The organism is Rhizobium sp. SRDI969 (assembly GCF_025152725.1).
Taxonomy (GTDB): domain Bacteria; phylum Pseudomonadota; class Alphaproteobacteria; order Rhizobiales; family Rhizobiaceae; genus Rhizobium; species Rhizobium leguminosarum_I.
The window spans coordinates 211,382-227,423 of record NZ_CP104035.1; the positions used below are offsets into that span (position 1 = coordinate 211,382).

The 16,042-nt window shown below is 63.1% G+C and carries 12 protein-coding genes; 3 read left to right on the forward strand and 9 right to left on the reverse strand.

Translation table 11 applies throughout. The features are described from left to right. Nucleotides 1–177: 177 nt before the first annotated feature. Nucleotides 178–759, reverse strand: coding sequence for a transglycosylase SLT domain-containing protein (locus N2A41_RS01065; protein WP_003545252.1), 582 nt, complete (start codon nucleotides 757–759; stop codon nucleotides 178–180). Nucleotides 760–1,050: 291 nt separating this feature from the next. On the opposite strand from N2A41_RS01065, the gene N2A41_RS01070 reads away from it, so the two are divergent. Continuing rightward, nucleotides 1,051–1,989: an IS110 family transposase gene (locus N2A41_RS01070; protein WP_260109994.1), complete on the forward strand. Its 939-nt coding sequence runs from the start codon at nucleotides 1,051–1,053 to the stop codon at nucleotides 1,987–1,989. A gap of 231 nt (nucleotides 1,990–2,220) precedes the next feature. Here N2A41_RS01070 and N2A41_RS01075 read toward each other — a convergent pair whose 3' ends face one another. The 8 genes from N2A41_RS01075 to N2A41_RS01110 all read right to left on the reverse strand — a co-directional run bounded on the left by N2A41_RS01075 (nucleotide 2,221) and on the right by N2A41_RS01110 (nucleotide 12,505). Next, nucleotides 2,221–2,778, reverse strand: coding sequence for a dihydrofolate reductase family protein (locus N2A41_RS01075; protein ID WP_260110014.1), 558 nt, complete (start codon nucleotides 2,776–2,778; stop codon nucleotides 2,221–2,223). 222 nt (nucleotides 2,779–3,000) lie between these two features. Continuing rightward, nucleotides 3,001–3,801 carry a TIGR02186 family protein gene (locus N2A41_RS01080; RefSeq protein ID WP_260110015.1) on the reverse strand — a complete coding sequence of 267 codons (801 nt, stop codon included), beginning with the start codon at nucleotides 3,799–3,801 and terminating at the stop codon, nucleotides 3,001–3,003. Then, entirely contained in the window at nucleotides 3,801–4,724 is a 924-nt protein-coding gene (locus N2A41_RS01085) for a sulfite exporter TauE/SafE family protein (RefSeq protein ID WP_017966911.1), read from the reverse strand. The genes N2A41_RS01080 and N2A41_RS01085 overlap by 1 nt, the downstream gene beginning before the upstream one ends. Before the next feature lie 455 nt (nucleotides 4,725–5,179). Beyond that, entirely contained in the window at nucleotides 5,180–6,124 is a 945-nt protein-coding gene (locus N2A41_RS01090) for an IS110 family transposase (protein WP_260110016.1), read from the reverse strand. Nucleotides 6,125–6,363: 239 nt separating this feature from the next. Continuing rightward, the gene (locus N2A41_RS01095; protein WP_260110017.1) at nucleotides 6,364–10,134 is read right to left on the reverse strand and encodes a peptidoglycan-binding protein; all 3,771 of its coding nucleotides are present in this window, start codon (nucleotides 10,132–10,134) and stop codon (nucleotides 6,364–6,366) included. Between the two features lie 331 nt (nucleotides 10,135–10,465). Next, nucleotides 10,466–10,831 carry a VOC family protein gene (locus tag N2A41_RS01100; protein ID WP_260110018.1) on the reverse strand — a complete coding sequence of 122 codons (366 nt, stop codon included), beginning with the start codon at nucleotides 10,829–10,831 and terminating at the stop codon, nucleotides 10,466–10,468. A gap of 215 nt (nucleotides 10,832–11,046) precedes the next feature. Then, nucleotides 11,047–11,748: an SDR family NAD(P)-dependent oxidoreductase gene (locus tag N2A41_RS01105; RefSeq protein ID WP_222296395.1), complete on the reverse strand. Its 702-nt coding sequence runs from the start codon at nucleotides 11,746–11,748 to the stop codon at nucleotides 11,047–11,049. Nucleotides 11,749–11,821: 73 nt separating this feature from the next. Next, nucleotides 11,822–12,505 (reverse strand): DNA-3-methyladenine glycosylase I, encoded by a 684-nt coding sequence (locus N2A41_RS01110; protein ID WP_260110019.1) that lies wholly within the window; start codon nucleotides 12,503–12,505, stop codon nucleotides 11,822–11,824. Between the two features lie 279 nt (nucleotides 12,506–12,784). On the opposite strand from N2A41_RS01110, the gene N2A41_RS01115 reads away from it, so the two are divergent. Together N2A41_RS01115 and N2A41_RS01120 are read left to right on the forward strand one after the other, a co-directional pair. Further along, nucleotides 12,785–14,581 carry an acyl-CoA dehydrogenase C-terminal domain-containing protein gene (locus tag N2A41_RS01115; RefSeq protein WP_260110020.1) on the forward strand — a complete coding sequence of 599 codons (1,797 nt, stop codon included), beginning with the start codon at nucleotides 12,785–12,787 and terminating at the stop codon, nucleotides 14,579–14,581. Between the two features lie 138 nt (nucleotides 14,582–14,719). Then, nucleotides 14,720–15,928 carry an acetyl-CoA C-acetyltransferase gene (locus tag N2A41_RS01120; protein WP_260110021.1) on the forward strand — a complete coding sequence of 403 codons (1,209 nt, stop codon included), beginning with the start codon at nucleotides 14,720–14,722 and terminating at the stop codon, nucleotides 15,926–15,928. Nucleotides 15,929–16,042: the final 114 nt, after the last annotated feature.

Sequence of the window (16,042 nt, forward strand, 5' to 3'; positions counted from 1 at the left end):
GCCGGGCATCTCCCCCACAGGTGGGGAGATCACTAGTGGCTTGAACTTCCTGCCCATCTACCGTTTCGCCGTGCTGGACGTTCGTTGTTTGGGGAAGCCCGTGTGCCCAGCCAATCTCCCCACCTGTGGGGGAGATGCCCGGCAGGGCAGAGGGGGCTGGCACGGCACCACCTAAACTCAATCACACTCCTGCAGTTGCCGCTGATACGTCCCGGCCATCCGCGCAAACTTCTGCGCTGTCTGCTGCAATTGCCCGTTCGAGCGCCAGTCGCCGCGTTTGTATCCCGTCGGCCCGGAATAATAGGCGAGATAGAGATTATAGGCATCGTTCAGCGGAATGCCGGTCTCCACGCTGTTCTGGTAATGATACCAACCGATGAAATCGATCGCGTCGGCGAAGTTCGCCCGCCGCGCCGTCCAGTTCCCGGTCTGCGACTGATAGTGATCCCAGGTCCCGTCGAGCGCCTGCGAATAGCCGTAGGCCGTCGACGGCCGGGTCCAGGGAATGAAGCCGAACAGCTTGGTGCGCGGCGGCCGCGCATAGGGCTGGAAGCCGGATTCGGTATACATCGTCGCCATCAGGATCGGCACCGGCACGCCGTACTTTTTCTCCGTTCGTTCGGCGGCGCTCTGCCAGCTGGAGAAGAGCCCGTCGCGCTCGTCGAAGACGGCACAGATGTTCCTCGTCTGCTTCGGCGCCGTCGCGCAGCCGGCAAGCAGCGCGAGACCCACGGCCGTCAGAACGATACGAGTACGCATGACAAAACCTCTCGTTTCCGAGAGATTACTAACTCGTAAATGTTAAAAACCGGTTTTTAGTCGAATGCGAACTTCCTTCTAGCCGGCACCAGCCCCTTGTATCTGCATGTTAGATTTTATGTGCGATGGAAGCGATTGAGCCTCTGGCTGGGTGGCCACCCAGCCAGAGGCGTGACGAAGTCGCCCGTTTCCCCCTCCGGTTACAACCGTGGATGAGCCTGGGATCTTCGTCATCGTCACGTACGACCGAATAGTCGCTTGGCTTCAACCGCACGCACAAGGCAGGTTACCGTGAACAGAGTTATATGTGGAGTGGATGTTTCGAAGGACTGGCTGGATGCGTTTATCCGCCCGTCCGGGGTTTTTGAGCGTTTCAGCAACGATGCGGCCGGCATCGGCGCGCTGGCTGCGCTCTGCCGGGAGCAGGGTGTCGAGCTCGTCGTCATGGAGGCGTCGGGCGGCTACGAGCGTTCGGCCTTCCTGCTGTTGTGGGAGTTGGGGATCGCCTGCGCGCTTGCCAATCCGCGCCATGTGCGCCGCTTTGCCGAGGCCATGGGCTTTCTGGAAAAGACCGACCGGATCGATGCGGCGATGATCGCCCATTATGCCGAGGCCAGGCGGCTGTCTGCCCTGCCGCCGCCGAAAGCCGCGCAGCTGCGGCTGTCGGCGCTGATGACGCGGCTGTCTCAGGTCACCAGCGATCTGACCGTCCAGAGGCAGCGCCGCAGTGCTGCCCGCGATCAGCAGAGTGTGGCAAGCCTCGACGAAGTGATCGCGCTTCTGGTGCGCCAGAGCCGCACCCTTGAGGGCGAGATTGCCTCGATGATCGACGACGATCCGCTCTGGGCCTGCCTCAACCAAGCCTTTCGCTCGATCAAGGGGGTGGCGGACCGTACCGTTGCCCGGCTGATGGCCGAACTGCCCGAAATCGGCCGAATCTCCAACAAGGCGATCGTCAAACTGGCCGGCCTGGCGCCGATTGCCAACGATAGCGGCAAACGCAGCGGACCCCGGCCGGTGCGCGGCGGGCGCTCCGGACCGCGTGGCATCCTGTTCCTGGTCGCCGCCACCGCGGCCAGGTACGATCCGCATTTGGCTGCCTTCAGGCAAAGGTTGCAGAGCGCTGGCAAGCCAAAAATGGTTATCCGCATTGCGCTCGCCCGAAAACTGCTGGTCATTCTCAATGCAAAAGCACGGGATGCGCGAAGAGAATTCGAATGCGCAACTTGACAACCCAGATAGTCGCTCATCCGCCTGCCGGCACCTTCTCCCCGTAAACGGGGCGAAGGGGATATGCCGCACCCTCTCCGTTCCCCGCTAGCCTCTCGCAGGGCACGTCCCCTCTCCCCGTTTTTTTACGGGGGTCCGAAGGACGGGTCGAGACGAGTGGCTCGACCCCGGCAGGTTAGGGTGAGGGGCAGCCATCACAAACGACCGCCGGTTCATCACTAGTCCAGCCAGCTAAGCCTTGACGGGCTCGTAGCGCAGGATCACCGCGCCGCCTTCCGTCGTCGAGGATTCGAGGAGCTTCAGCGGCACCTGGCCCTCTGCCCGTTTGAAAAGCGGATTGCCGCCGCCGAGGATGACCGGCACCAGGCAGATCCTGATTTCGTCGATAAGCCCCGCTTTCAGCAGGCTGTCGGCAAGCTCGGCGCTGCCGAAGATGAAGATCGTCTTGCCGTCCTCCTGCTTCAGCCGCGTCAATTCGGGGATCGGATCGCTGACGACGCGGGCATTGTTCCAAGCGGGCTCGGTGATCGTCCGCGACACGGCGATCTTGGCGATGCCGTTCATATAGGCTTTGATCTCACCTTCGCCCTCGGCTGTCGGCCAGTAGGAGGCCATGCCCTCATAGGTCTTGCGGCCGAAGACCAGCAGGTCGCCTTCCCTGCCGAACTGTTCGGCATAGCGCTGCAATTCAGGCCCCCAGGCGAGATTGTGGAAGTCGATATCCCACGGCTTCGTGCCTTCGAAATAACCATCGAGCGTCATCAGGTTCCAGACAACAAGCTTTCTCATTTCCTTCCTCCTTCTGAATTGCCAACCAAGGTTAAACCGATTGCGTATAGCAACTGGTTAGAAGCTAGATAAACTGATAGCATATTGCAAGCGGTTTTTTGAGGCATGGATGAGCTGCCGCCAAAACATCCGCGCAGCAGCTCCAGTACAGCGGGCTCGACGCCAGGCCCAAATCGATAGAAGAAATCGAGAGGAAATGGAGCGTCGCACCTTGGCGGCAGATCAGTCCTTGCGGAAGATCAGGCTGGCACCCCAGCCAGTGATCACGGCTAGAGCCACGGCCGCGCAGCCGTAGAGGATCGGCTGATCATGCGCCGCATCGGTGATCGTCTGCTCGATGCCGGTCTTGATGACCCGCAGCGGCAGCGACTTCTCGGCGACGAAAAGACCGCTCTTGAACAGATAGGCGCGCACGCTGTGCACGCCGTTCGGAATGTTTGCCGGCAGGCGCAGGCTCGCCTTGAAGAGGTTGGAGGAAACGAACCGCACGCCGCTTGGGTTGCGGTCGTAGAGCCCGCCGCCCTGCTGCAGCCGCCGGAAGGCGTCACGGAACTCGCCGAGATTGCTGCCGTCGCCGACGAAGCCGACCGGAGTCAGCGGAATGTGATCGATGCCGATCTCCTGGTCGGTCAGGTCGAGCGGCGTCACGATGTCGTCGATCATCCGTGAACTCGACATCGAATAGGAATGCGGCACCGCTTCGAAGGTCATCGAGCGAGTGTTCACCCAGATGCCGAAGACGCGTTCCTTCTTGCGAACCGTCGCATCCTCGCGCGGCCCCTCCAGCACCACGACCACGTCATATTGGCCGACGGCGAGCAGCAACTGGTCGGTGTTCGAGAGCGCCCCGAAAATGGTCAGATCCGCACCGTGGAAATCCGAGGTGATGGCGATTTCACTGGTCGACGTGCCGATTTCCAACCCTTCACGCACCGCCTCCGTTGCCTGCCCTGGCAGCCATTGCGCTCCGGCAGAGGCCGGCAGCAGGCAAAGCAACGCGATGACGAAAACAGCCAAGCGCATCAGTTGCCCGCTCCCATCACCACCGAATAGACGTCGGCCGGCGCCACCACCAGCGCGATCGCCAGACGCAGGCCGACGGCGAGCACCAGCAGGCCGAGCAGGGCGCGCAGCTGCTCGCCGCGCAGCTTCTGGCCGACGCGCACGCCATATTGCGCGCCGATGACACCCGCCACCATCAGGATGAAGGCGAGCACGATGTCGACGGAGAAGTTCGTCGCCGCCTGCACGATCGTCGTATAGGCGGTCACGAAGATGATCTGGAACAGCGAGGTGCCGACGACGACATTGGTCGGGATGCGCAGCAGGTAGATCATCGCCGGCACCATGATGAAGCCGCCGCCGACACCCATGATCGAGGTAAGGATGCCGATCGCAAAGCCGAGCGCGACGATCGGAATGACGCTGAGATAGATTTTCGATTTCTTGAAACGCACCTTCAGCGGCAGCTTGTGCACCCAGTGCTGGTGGCCGGGCTTGCGCGGTGCGGGCGGCTCGTTGCGCGCTGCCCGCCGCATGGCGTTGATGCTTTCGAGCAGCATCAGTCCGCCGACGGTGCCGAGGAAGACGACATACATCAGTGAGATGATGAGATCGAGCTGGCCGATGGCGCGCAGCAGCGAGAAGATCCAGATGCCGACCGTCGCACCGGTAAGACCGCCGACCAGCAGCACCGTGCCGAGCTTGACGTCGAGCGAGCCGCGCCGGAAATGCGTGATCGCGCCCGATATCGACGACGCCACAACCTGGTTGGCGCCGGTCGCGACCGCGACGACGGGCGGGATGTTGTAGAAGATCAATAGCGGCGTGATCAGAAAGCCGCCGCCGACGCCGAACATTCCAGACAGGAATCCGACGGCCGCCCCCATGCCGAGAATGATGAAAATGTTCACCGACAATTCTGCGATGGGCAGATAGATTGTCACAGCCGACCCCGAATGATGACCGCTCCTGCCGGGCGGTTTCTTGTCACGTCCCCGTTCGAATGCGCACCATACTGTGAAATCATTGCCAGAGGCTTTCGATCGGCCCCGTGATTAGCCATAGAGATTGACGGAGAGATCGGTGGCACAGGATTCGCCGGATGCGCGGATCGATATGTCCGGGCATAATCCGGCTTTTTTCAGGTTTTGTGACAGGCTGCGGCAAAATTGGAAAAAGCCTTGCGGCATAGTGCCGCCAGGCCGGATTGCCGACAAAATCGGCCGACTCGTTCAGTTCGCGCCGACGACTGCCCCTCACCCTAACCCTCTCCCCGTAAACGGGGCGGGGGGACGTGCCCTACGAGAAGGAGCGAGGAACGGAGAGGTTGCGGCGATCCCCCTTCGCCCCGCGAGCGGGGAGAAGGTGCCGGCAGGCGGATGAGCGACTATCTGGGTTGTCAAGTTGCGCATTCGAATTCTCTTCGCGCATCCCGTGCTTTTGCATTGAGAATGACCAGCAGTTTTCGGGCGAGCGCAATGCGGATAACCATTTTTGGCTTGCCAGCGCTCTGCAACCTTTGCCTGAAGGCAGCCAAATGCGGATCGTACCTGGCCGCGGTGGCGGCGACCAGGAACAGGATGCCACGCGGTCCGGAGCGCCCGCGGCGCACCGGCCGGGGTCCGCTGCGTTTGCCGCTATCGTTGGCAATCGGCGCCAGGCCGGCCAGTTTGACGATCGCCTTGTTGGAGATTCGGCCGATTTCGGGCAATTCGGCCATCAGCCGGGCAACGGTACGGTCCGCCACCCCCTTGATCGAGCGAAAGGCTTGGTTGAGGCAGGCCCAGAGCGGATCGTCGTCGATCATCGAGGCAATCTCGCCCTCAAGGGTGCGGCTCTGGCTCTGGCGCACCAGAAGCGCGATCACTTCGTCGAGGCTTGCCACACTCTGCTGATCGCGGGCAGCACTGCGGCGCTGCCTCTGGACGGTCAGATCGCTGGTGACCTGAGACAGCCGCGTCATCAGCGCCGACAGCCGCAGCTGCGCGGCTTTCGGCGGCGGCAGGGCAGACAGCCGCCTGGCCTCGGCATAATCGGCGATCATCGCCGCATCGATCCGGTCGGTCTTTTCCAGAAAGCCCATGGCCTCGGCAAAGCGGCGCACATGGCGCGGATTGGCAAGCGCGCAGGCGATCCCCAACTCCCACAACAGCAGGAAGGCCGAACGCTCGTAGCCGCCCGACGCCTCCATGACGACGAGCTCGACACCCTGCTCCCGGCAGAGCGCAGCCAGCGCGCCGATGCCGGCCGCATCGTTGCTGAAACGCTCAAAAACCCCGGACGGGCGGATAAACGCATCCAGCCAGTCCTTCGAAACATCCACTCCACATATAACTCTGTTCACGGTAACCTGCCTTGTGCGTGCGGTTGAAGCCAAGCGACTATTCGGTCGTACGTGACGATGACGAAGATCCCAGGCTCATCCACGGTTGTAACCGGAGGGGGAAACGGGCGACTTCGTCACGCCTCTGGCTGGGTGGCCACCCAGCCAGAGGCTCAATCGCTTCCATCGCACATAAAATCTAACATGCAGATACAAGGGGCCGCTGTCGGCGATCTCCCGGACGAAGATGACGACGCGCCTCAGATCGCCTTGCTGCCCTGCTTGTTGCGTTCGAGCAGCGCCTTCACGGTCGCGTCGGTCACCTTTCCGTCCGGCTCCTGGCCGACGGACTTCTGGAAGTTTTTGATCGCGGTCACGGTCTTCGCACCCATTTCGCCGTCCGGCACTCCGGCGTCGAAGCCGTTATTGTTGAGGATCGCCTGGATGTTGCGGACGGCCTTCTTCATGTCGACGGTCGCCGTCTTCGCGCCAGTGCCGGCCCATTCGTCGGGAATGTCGATGGCGTTCGTACGGTGGTCGACCGGCTCCGGCTTCCAGAGATCGGCCTTGGCGCGCGCCCGTTCGAGCTGGTCGGGCTTCATGGCTTTGGCGACTTCGTCGCGCTTCTGCGCCGCATCCTTGTCGCCGGCCTTGGCGGCGATCGCAAACCATTTGTACGACTCTTCGAGATCAGCCGGAACCCCGTTGCCCCTAGCGCAGAGGATCGCCAGGTTGAACTGGCTGTCGGTGATGCCGAGGTTCGCAGCCTTGGTGAACCACGAGGCGGCCGTGGTATAGTCCTGCTGGCCCAGCGCGCCGGAGGCGTAGAGGACGGCGAGATTGTGCATGGCGCTGGCATTGCCCTGGTTTGCCGCCTGCTCGTAGAAGCCCTTCGCCTTGGCGATGTCGCGTTCGACGCCGTTGCCCTTCTCGTACATGCTGCCGAGCCGGTATTGCGCAGGCGCAAAGCCCTTGTCGGCCGCAAGCTGGTACCAGTTCGCCGCCTGCTTCTGATCGGCTGTCATGCCGTTGCGGCCGTCGGAATAACGCGCGCCGATCTCGAACAGCGCCAGCGCATCGCCGCCGCTCGCCGCATCGGCAAGCGATTTCGGCTGGACGGTGTCGGGAATGGTAATAGTCGCCTGCGGCGCGGGTGCGGGAACGAAGCTCGATGTCTCCTGTGCCGCGCCGGACGGACCGGGAGCGGCAAGCATCGCCGCCCCTTCGCCGTCAAGCGGCGTCATATCGGTCAGATGGTCGCCGCCGACCGGCGGGGTTGCCTCCGGCTGCGCCGGTTCGGCGACGGGCGGTACAGTTGCTGCCGGAGCGGTCGTTTCGAGAGCGGCGGCATCCGGCTGGGCAGGTGTCGCTTCGGGCAAGGCCGGCGCCGGGTTTTCCGCAGCACCCGTCAGCGCCGAGACTTCCGCTGGCGGCTGCGGCGCGCGCTCGCCGCTCGTCAGCGTTCGGGCAAGCGGAAAGGCCATGATGGCGAGCAGCACGGCGCCGACCGCCAGCAAGATCGGCCGCCGGTAGCGCGAAAAGGCACTGGTCTTGCCCGTTTTGTCAGAAGCCTTGCCGGCTTTGTCGGCAGTCGCGCCCTTCTTCTCGGCCTTGACGGCCGCCTGCTTCGGATTGGCGTCCACTTCCATCGCGGCCGCCTGCGCCGCCCGGCGCGCAGCAGCAATATAATCGGCGCGATCGGTTTCGCCGGCAGGTTTGCCGCGCGCCGCGCTCTGGCTGGCGCGAACCCGTTCAAGAATCTTCTTCACGTCAGGTGCGCCCGAGCCCGGCTCGAGCAGTTCGTTTGCCGCATCCGTCGGCACCACGTCGGTGGGATCGATCGACGGCGCGGGATCGATCATCGGACGTTCGGTCGCCCGGCTCTCGGCTTTCTTGCCGGGCAGCAGCCGCTTGCCGAGACTGGCGAGCAGGCTGGCCTTCGCCGGGGTCTGTGTCCGTGTCGCTGTCGCAACCTCCGCGGTCCGGCTCGCGGCTTCGATGGCGATCGCGCTCGTTCCGCTCATGGCGGCGGCTTGTGCCGGGGCGGCAGCTTCGGCTGCGACCTCGGCCGTGCGGATAACAGGGGAAGCCGTCGCTGTCGGGGCAGCGGCCGGCATCCTGTTCATCTCGGCTTCGGCCACCATCAGCGCATAGGGATCGACATCGAAATCGACGTCGGCAACCGGCATCTGGGCGAGCGGCCGGCCGCGATCCTCCATGCCGTCGAGGCGGTCGGCGATATGCACCAGCGTCTCGTGCAGCGCCTGGAAAGTCTTGTGCGTGCGTTCCTCGCTGTCACGGCTGAGATCCTCGAGGTGGCGCAGATCCTCGGCCAGCGCCGTCAGCGCCGACATGTCGGCGGCGGGCATGACACCCTGTGGACCGCCATGGCGCGAATAGGCTTCGACGACGGCCTCTGCCGCCTGGCGTGCCGCCTCGATGATATATTCGTCGCTCGTCGCCATATAGTCTTCGATCGCGCCCATGCGCTGGTCGAGTTCGGGGGGTATTACGGCGCTTTCGCGCGGCGCGCTCATCAGCGCCGACAGATTGGCAATCTGGTCTTCGAGGTTCTTCAGCGCGTGCGGATCGGTCGGCGCTGCCGATGTGCTCTCTTCGAGCCGGGCGGCAATGTCGCTCAGCCGTCCTTCGAGACGCAGGAAGGCGCTGTCGTCGGCCACAGCGGCCGGCGCCTGCTGCTGATAGGCCATCTCGTCGATGCGCCGGGCGAGATGGTCGAGCCGCTGCGCCAGCACGTCGTTGACGGCGCCATTCTCAAGCGCGTCGATCTTGCGGGAAATGTCGGAAAGCGTGCCGGTGAGGTCGGCCTGCGGCGCCGTCTCCTGCGTGCGCTCCAGCAGATAGGAAAGATGTTCCAGCCGTTCATCGAGCCGCGACGTCGCTTCCGCCTTCGTCATCTCCTCGACGCGTCCCGTCAGCGCCTCCAGCCGCATCGCCAGCTCATCGGCCGGGTTCACGCGGCTGGCCACATCATGGCTCATCAGTTCGATCTGATCGGCCAGCGCCTCCAGCCGGTTTTCCAGCCGCTGCATCAGGCCCGGATCATTCGTGGTGGCCGTGCGCCCGCTTGCCGCGATCGCCCGGCTGATCTCGTCGAGCCGCATGTCCATGGCGGCGAACTGTTCGGACATTACCCGGTCGTGCGGCTGGATCATGTTGCCGAAATGCTCCATCGCCGTGGCGATCGAGATGAGCTTGTCTTCCAGCGCCCGAACCGCGGGGCTTTCGCCCATGCCGCCGATATGGCGCTTGATGTCGTCGAGCCGATAGGCAAGCGAAACGAGCTCTTCCTGCAGCCCTTCGGTATCGAGCGCCGCAAGCCGGTTTTCGAAACCGTCCCAGCGGTTTTCCATATGGCGCAGCGAATCCTCGCGCGCCAGCCCGTCGATCAGCGAGCGCAGCTCTTCAAAATCCTCGCGAAGGCCTGTGGCCTCCGGCGCGGCGGAGCGGCCGGTCAGCTGCGTGATGCTCTGGGCAAGGCGGCCCATGTCGGCGCGCATGTCGTCGGCGAAACGGCCGTCGCCAGCATTTGTCTTGATCTCGCGCAGCTCGGCGCGCAGCGCGTTCATCTCACGGGTGACGCCCTCGGAAATGTCGCGCTTCAGGTCCTGCCGCAGGTTGACGAGGGCCTGGGCAATCTCCGTCATCGTATCGTCGCCGGCGCGCAAGGCCGGCGCCGGCGCTGGAGCGGCGGCGCGCGGCACAGGTTCGCGAAGCTGCGGGGCCTGTTGGCGTGCGTAGGGCCGTTCGCGGCTGGCTTCGAGCGCGCGCTGGCGTTGACGGATTTCGGCGAGCGGATCGGGCCGCGGCTCGGGCGGGACCTTTGCGGGCCGGGGAGCATGGGAGCCGGCATAAGGATCGCGCTCGGCCGTTGCCGTGCGCGGCCGCTGCTCGCGCCCGCTGCCCATCAGCCCTTCGATGCGCGCCTCCAGCCCTTCGATCGTGCGGTTCAGCGCATCGAGCGAGGTCCTGTCGGACTGTCGGGAAGGATTTAATCGCGATCCGTTCATGTTCTTGCTCGCTTCGACTGCTCGACCTCTCGTCAGAGCTCGATCTTTGGCTTTTCCGTCTGCTGCCCGCCTCTTTACGCGGACCGGAGCGCACCATTCATAAGACGATAGTCAATTAGACTTTCCTCAAGCTGAACGATGTAGCGGCATCCTAAGGGAACGCGAGACTGGGAAAAGGAATGCGGATCGCTACTGCTCAATCCGCACCTTTCACGAAACGTGGTAAACAAGCCGTTAATGCCGATGGGAATTTTTTAACGTTTGTGTTCAAAACGCCGTTTCTGACGGCAACTGCCGTTCAATTCGTCAGATCAAATCGCCGCTCGCGCGATCACGCCGGACGCGGATATTGCAGCTCGATCTTCACGCCTTCAGGGCCGTAGACGAAGATCTGGCCGAGTTCTGTGTCGGGAATATCGTAATATTCGTGGCGATAGCCGCCCGCCTTGATGCGTTCCAGCGCCGGCCCGAATTCATAGAGGCTGAAGGCGACATGGTTGAAGATGCCGGGCGGAAAATCGGTGCTGCGCGATGTCAGGTTGAGATGGATGACCGGGCGTTCGTCCAGATAGAGCCAGTGGCCGGGCGAGGCGAAGGGCGGCCGATAGCCCTCGCTGACGCCGAGCACGGTCTCCAGGAAGCCGATCATCCCGGGCGCATCGCGGGTCTCGATGGTGACATGGTCCAGACGTGGCATCGGTATCCTCCCAGCTAGAGCATGATGCCGAAAAGTGTGAGCGGTTTTCGGACGACATCATGCTCTAACTCTTTAATTGAGAACAGGATTCAGATGTTAGGCCGAACAGGCCTAAAATCATCCTGTTCTAGCCTTGACGGCAAAGCCTAACCCGTCTGAGAGTGTCGCGAAAGTTGCTTCCCCTGCGGCGGCAGGCCGCGGCCAGGGCGTGAGACCTAGAAGCTCTCCGTCCAGGGCCGGACTTCCACCTCCAGCGACCATGCGCTGCGGTGCTGGCGAAGCACGTCGATATAGGTCTGGGCGATCGCATCCGGCGAGAGCGTGCCATCCGGCTTCTCCACCCGGTCCGGCCGGGTCTGCGACCGCACCGCGCCGTCGATGACGAAATGGGCGACATGGATGCCCATCGGCCCGAGTTCGCGGGCGGCACTCTGGGCAAGGCCACGCAGCGCGAACTTGCCCATCGCAAAGGGTGCCGATTGCGCAAAGCCCTTCACGCTTGCCGACGCGCCGGTGATCAGGATGGCGCCGCGGCCGCGCGGGATCATCCGCCGCGCCGCCTGCTGCACCACAAGGAAACCGCCGAAAGCGGTGGTCGCAATCGCCTTCTCGACATCGGCGGGATCGAGTTCGGCAAGCGGGCCGCGCTGACGGGCGCTGGCATTGAAGATCACCACGTCAGGCCCGCCGATCGCAGCGGCAGCCGCTTCGAAGAGTGCTGCGACGCTCGCCGGTTGCGAGACATCCGTTGTAAAGGCGCTGGCGCCGGTCTCCTCGATCAGCCCCTGCAGTTTCTCGATATTGCGGGCGGCAAGCCCGACCTTGACGCCCTGCGCCGACAATTGCCGGGCAAGCGATGCGCTGATGCCGGAGCCCGCGCCGACGATCAGTGCGCTCTCATAGGGAAAGTCGGTCATAATGTCTTCCTCGATGGATCGTGGCAAAGACGTAGGAAGTCCGAACGGCCGGCGCCACCACGCGACCGGAATTTCAGTGCGCTGAATCGATCGAATAGGCGCTGATGCGCGAGAGATGGATGAAGGAAAGGCCCGTTTCCTCCGCCCAGTCATTGAAGGCCTGCTGGATCAACTGCTGGTCCTTCTTGGTCGTGCCGGAGGAGGAGAGCGGTACGCCGGCCGATCGGAGGCAGGCGAGCACGTCGATCGTGGCGATGAAGCTGTCGCGGCCGATGCCGCGCAGGAAATATTGTCCGGTCATGCCGCCGAGCCGGTTGCCGCGTTTGCTCAGCAGGTCGAGAAGGCCGATCTGGTCATCCCCAGGCCAGTCGGCGAAGAAGACGCCGGCGCTGCCATATTCCTTTGCCAATTCCCTGATGAAGGCGGCATTGGCCCGAACCGACATGATCTTGGCGCCGTTGCGGATGATCCGCTCATCCGAAGTGAGGGCATGCCAATAGTCGTCGGGCGCGATATTCAGCATCGCCGGATCAAAACCGGAAAACGCTGACTCGAAACCTGGCCACTTGCTGTCGATCACCTTCTGGACGAAACCGCTGTAGAAGATGCGCCGGGTCATGTCTGCCAGGATGCGATCGTCGGGCATGGCGCGCAGCCGCTCGTGATCCGGTCGGTGATTCTCCAGCAAGGCCTGCAACGCGGCGGCCCCGCCCTTTCGCTCCTCCGCACGCTGCCTTATCGCCTCGAAACTGATCATGCGGCCCTCCTCAAACATTTCCCGATTGCGGCTTGAACGACGCTTCCGTTTATACGCCGTTCTGCGATGGACAAGGAAGATGAGATGGCGTCTGTTCCTTCCCACGCGTGATGCATTACGCGTCGCACTTTCATCGCCCAACGGATTCGCGCGTTCGAATTTTTTCATGAAAAGACGGCCAAGGTTGCAAAATTTGACGTTTACGCAAACGTCAATATTTTGTAAGACAGTGCCCGAGGCTGGAGCAATCCGGTCAGTCGAATGGGAGGAATTTGAGAGATGCCAGTCTACAAGGCCCCGGTGAACGATACGCTCTTCGTCCTGAACGACGTGCTGGGTCTCGAACGCTACAACAATCTGCCGGGTTTTGCCGACGCGACCCCCGATATGATCGAAGCGATCCTCGGCGAGGCCGGAAGGGTTGCCGAGGAAGCTCTCTTTCCACTGAATTATTCCGGCGACCAGGAAGGCTGCACGCGCCACGACGATGCCAGCGTCTCGACGCCGAAGGGTTTCAAGGAAGCCTATAAAGCCTATCGCGAAGGCGGCTGGATCGGCCTTGCGGTGCCGGAGGAATTCGGCGGCCAGGGGCTTCCCTATACGCTGCATACCGCCGTCGGCGAATATACGTCGGCCGCCAACATGTCGCTGATGATGTATCCAGGCCTGACGCAGGGCGCGATCGCGGCACTCCTCGTCCACGGTTCCGACGAACAGAAGGCCACCTATCTGCCGAAGATGGTGGACGGTACCTGGTCCGGCACCATGAACCTGACCGAGCCGCATTGCGGCACCGATCTCGGCATGCTGCGCACCAAGGCGGTGCCGCAGGCTGACGGCAGCTACAAAATATCAGGCCAGAAGATCTTCATCTCCGCCGGCGAGCACGACCTGACCGACAATATCATCCATCTGGTGCTGGCCCGCATCGAGGGTGCGCCCGAGGGCACCAAGGGCATCTCGCTCTTCATCGTCCCGAAATTCCTCGTCGGCAAGGACGGCGCACCGGGCACCCGCAACGCCGTCTCCTGCGGTGCCATCGAGCACAAGATGGGCATCCACGCCAACGCCACCTGCGTCATGAATTACGACGAGGCGACGGGCTTCCTGATCGGCGCCGAAAACCGCGGCCTCAACGCCATGTTCGTGATGATGAACGAGGCCCGCCTCATGGTCGGCCTGCAGGGCATCGCCATTTCCGAGATCGCCTATCAGAACGCCGCCAGCTATGCCCGCGACCGCATCCAGGGCCGTTCGCTGTCCGGCCCCAAGGCGCCGGACAAGAAGGCCGATCCGATCATCGTCCATCCGGATATTCGCCGCACGCTGATGACCATCCGCGCCTTCAACGAGGCCGGCCGCGCCTTCCTGCTCTGGACCGCGCTGAAGTCCGATATCGCCCACCGCGCTAGCGACGACAAGGAGCGCCAGACGGCCGACGATATTCTTAGCCTCGTCACCCCGATCCTCAAGGGCGTGATGACCGACAAGGGCTTCGATCATGCCGTCATGGCTCAGCAGGTCTTCGGCGGCCACGGCTATATCGAAGAACACGGCATGAGCCAGTATGTGCGCGACGCCCGCATCGCCATGATCTATGAAGGCGCCAACGGCATTCAGGCGCTCGATCTCGTCGGCCGCAAGCTGGCGCTGAACGGCGGCCGCGCCGCCATGGCCCTCTTCAAGGAGATCGGTGATTTCTGCGAGGAGAACCGCAGCAACGAAAAGCTCTCCTTCTTCACCAAGCATCTGAAGAAGGGCTTGAACGACGTCCAGGGCGCGACCATGTGGTTCATGCAGAACGCCATGGCCAAGCCCGACAATGCCGGTGCCGGCTCGACCGACTACATGCACCTCTTCGGCCTCGTCATTCTCGGCTATATGTGGGCAAAGATGGCCAAAGCCGCCGAGGACGGCCTTGCATCCGGCGATGCCGCCCGCGAGGATTACCTGAAGAACAAGCTGGTCACCGCCCGCTTCTTCATGGAACGCCTGATGCCGGAAACCGCGCTTCGCAAGGCCCGCATCGAAGCCGGCGCCGACACGATGATGGAACTGGCCGCCGAAGCGTTTTGATTGTGTCCCCTTCTCCCCAGCCGGGTTCCGAAGGACGGGCCGAGACCGGTGGCTCGACCCAGGCAGAGGTGGCCCGTTGGGCAGAAGAGGGAAGAACGAAATTCACCGGCGCCGCCGCGCCGTCAGGGAGATGAGACAATGACCGAGGTTTTCATTTACGACCACGTGCGCACGCCGCGCGGCCGCGGCAAGAAGGACGGCGCCCTGCATGAGGTGCCCTCCGTCCGGCTCGCGGCAAAGACGCTGGAAGCGATCCGCGACCGCAACGGGCTGGACACGGGCACGGTCGACGACATCATCATGGGCTGCGTCGATCCGGTCATGGATGCCGGCGCCGTCATCCCCAAGGCCGCCGCCTTCGAAGCCGGTTACTCCACGAAGGCGCCCGGCATGCAGATCTCCCGCTTCTGCGCCTCCGGCCTCGATGCCGTCAATTTCGGCGGCGGCAAGATCGCCCAAGGGGCCGACGATATCGTCATTGCCGGCGGCGTCGAAAGCATGTCCCGCGTCGGTCTCGGCATGTCCGGTGGCGCCTGGTTCATGGATCCTTCGGTGAATTTTCCGGCCTATTTCATGCCGCAGGGCGTCTCGGCCGATCTGATTGCCACCAAATACGGCTTCAGCAGAACCGATGTCGACGCTTATGCGGTCGAGAGCCAGAAGCGTGCCGCCCATGCCTGGGAAAAGGGCTGGTTCGACAAGTCGGTCATCCCGGTCAAAGACCAGAACGGCCTGACGATCCTGGCAAAGGATGAACACATGCGTCCCGGCACCGACATGCAGGCGCTCGCCTCCCTCAATCCGTCCTTCCAGATGCCCGGCGAGATGGGCGGCTTCGAGGCCGTCGGCATACAGGCCCATCCTGAGATCGAGCGCATCAACTATGTCCACCATGCCGGCAATTCCTCCGGCATCGTCGATGGCGCCAGTGTCGTCCTTCTCGGCTCCAAAGCCGGCGGTCAGAGCATGGGCAAAAAGCCGCGTGCCCGGATCAAGGCCTTCGCCAATATCGGCTCCGATCCGGCCCTGATGCTGACCGGGCCTGTCGACGTCACCGAGAAGCTGTTGAAACGATCAGGCATGAGCCTTGCCGACATCGACCTCTTCGAACTCAACGAGGCTTTCGCTGCCGTGGTGCTGCGCTACATGCAGGCCTTCGACATCGACCATGACCGGATCAACGTCAATGGCGGCGCCATCGCCATGGGTCACCCGCTCGGCGCCACCGGCGCGATGATCCTCGGAACGGTGCTGGACGAACTTGAACGCCGCGATCTCAACACCGCGCTGGTGACGCTCTGCATCGGCGCCGGCATGGGCACCGCAACGGTTATCGAAAGGGTCTGATGGGACCGAAACCTTCCCCCTTGTGGGGAGGGTCGAGCAAAGCGAGGGGAGGGGTCTTCTCGCCAAGGAAACCCCCTCCCCAACCCCTCCCCACAAGGGGGAGGGGCTTCACCG

Excerpts from the sequence above, each read along its gene's own strand:
- N2A41_RS01100 (WP_260110018.1), bottom strand. The coding sequence starts at position 10,831 with ATGCCACGTCTGGACCATGTCACCATCGAGACCCGCGATGCGCCCGGG.
- N2A41_RS01120 (WP_260110021.1), top strand. The coding sequence starts at position 14,720 with ATGACCGAGGTTTTCATTTACGACCACGTGCGCACGCCGCGCGGCCGC.
- N2A41_RS01075 (WP_260110014.1), bottom strand. The coding sequence starts at position 2,778 with ATGAGAAAGCTTGTTGTCTGGAACCTGATGACGCTCGATGGTTATTTC.
- N2A41_RS01115 (WP_260110020.1), top strand. The coding sequence starts at position 12,785 with ATGCCAGTCTACAAGGCCCCGGTGAACGATACGCTCTTCGTCCTGAAC.
- N2A41_RS01095 (WP_260110017.1), bottom strand. The coding sequence starts at position 10,134 with ATGAACGGATCGCGATTAAATCCTTCCCGACAGTCCGACAGGACCTCG.
- N2A41_RS01065 (WP_003545252.1), bottom strand. The coding sequence starts at position 759 with ATGCGTACTCGTATCGTTCTGACGGCCGTGGGTCTCGCGCTGCTTGCC.
- N2A41_RS01105 (WP_222296395.1), bottom strand. The coding sequence starts at position 11,748 with ATGACCGACTTTCCCTATGAGAGCGCACTGATCGTCGGCGCGGGCTCC.
- N2A41_RS01110 (WP_260110019.1), bottom strand. The coding sequence starts at position 12,505 with ATGATCAGTTTCGAGGCGATAAGGCAGCGTGCGGAGGAGCGAAAGGGC.
- N2A41_RS01080 (WP_260110015.1), bottom strand. The coding sequence starts at position 3,801 with ATGCGCTTGGCTGTTTTCGTCATCGCGTTGCTTTGCCTGCTGCCGGCC.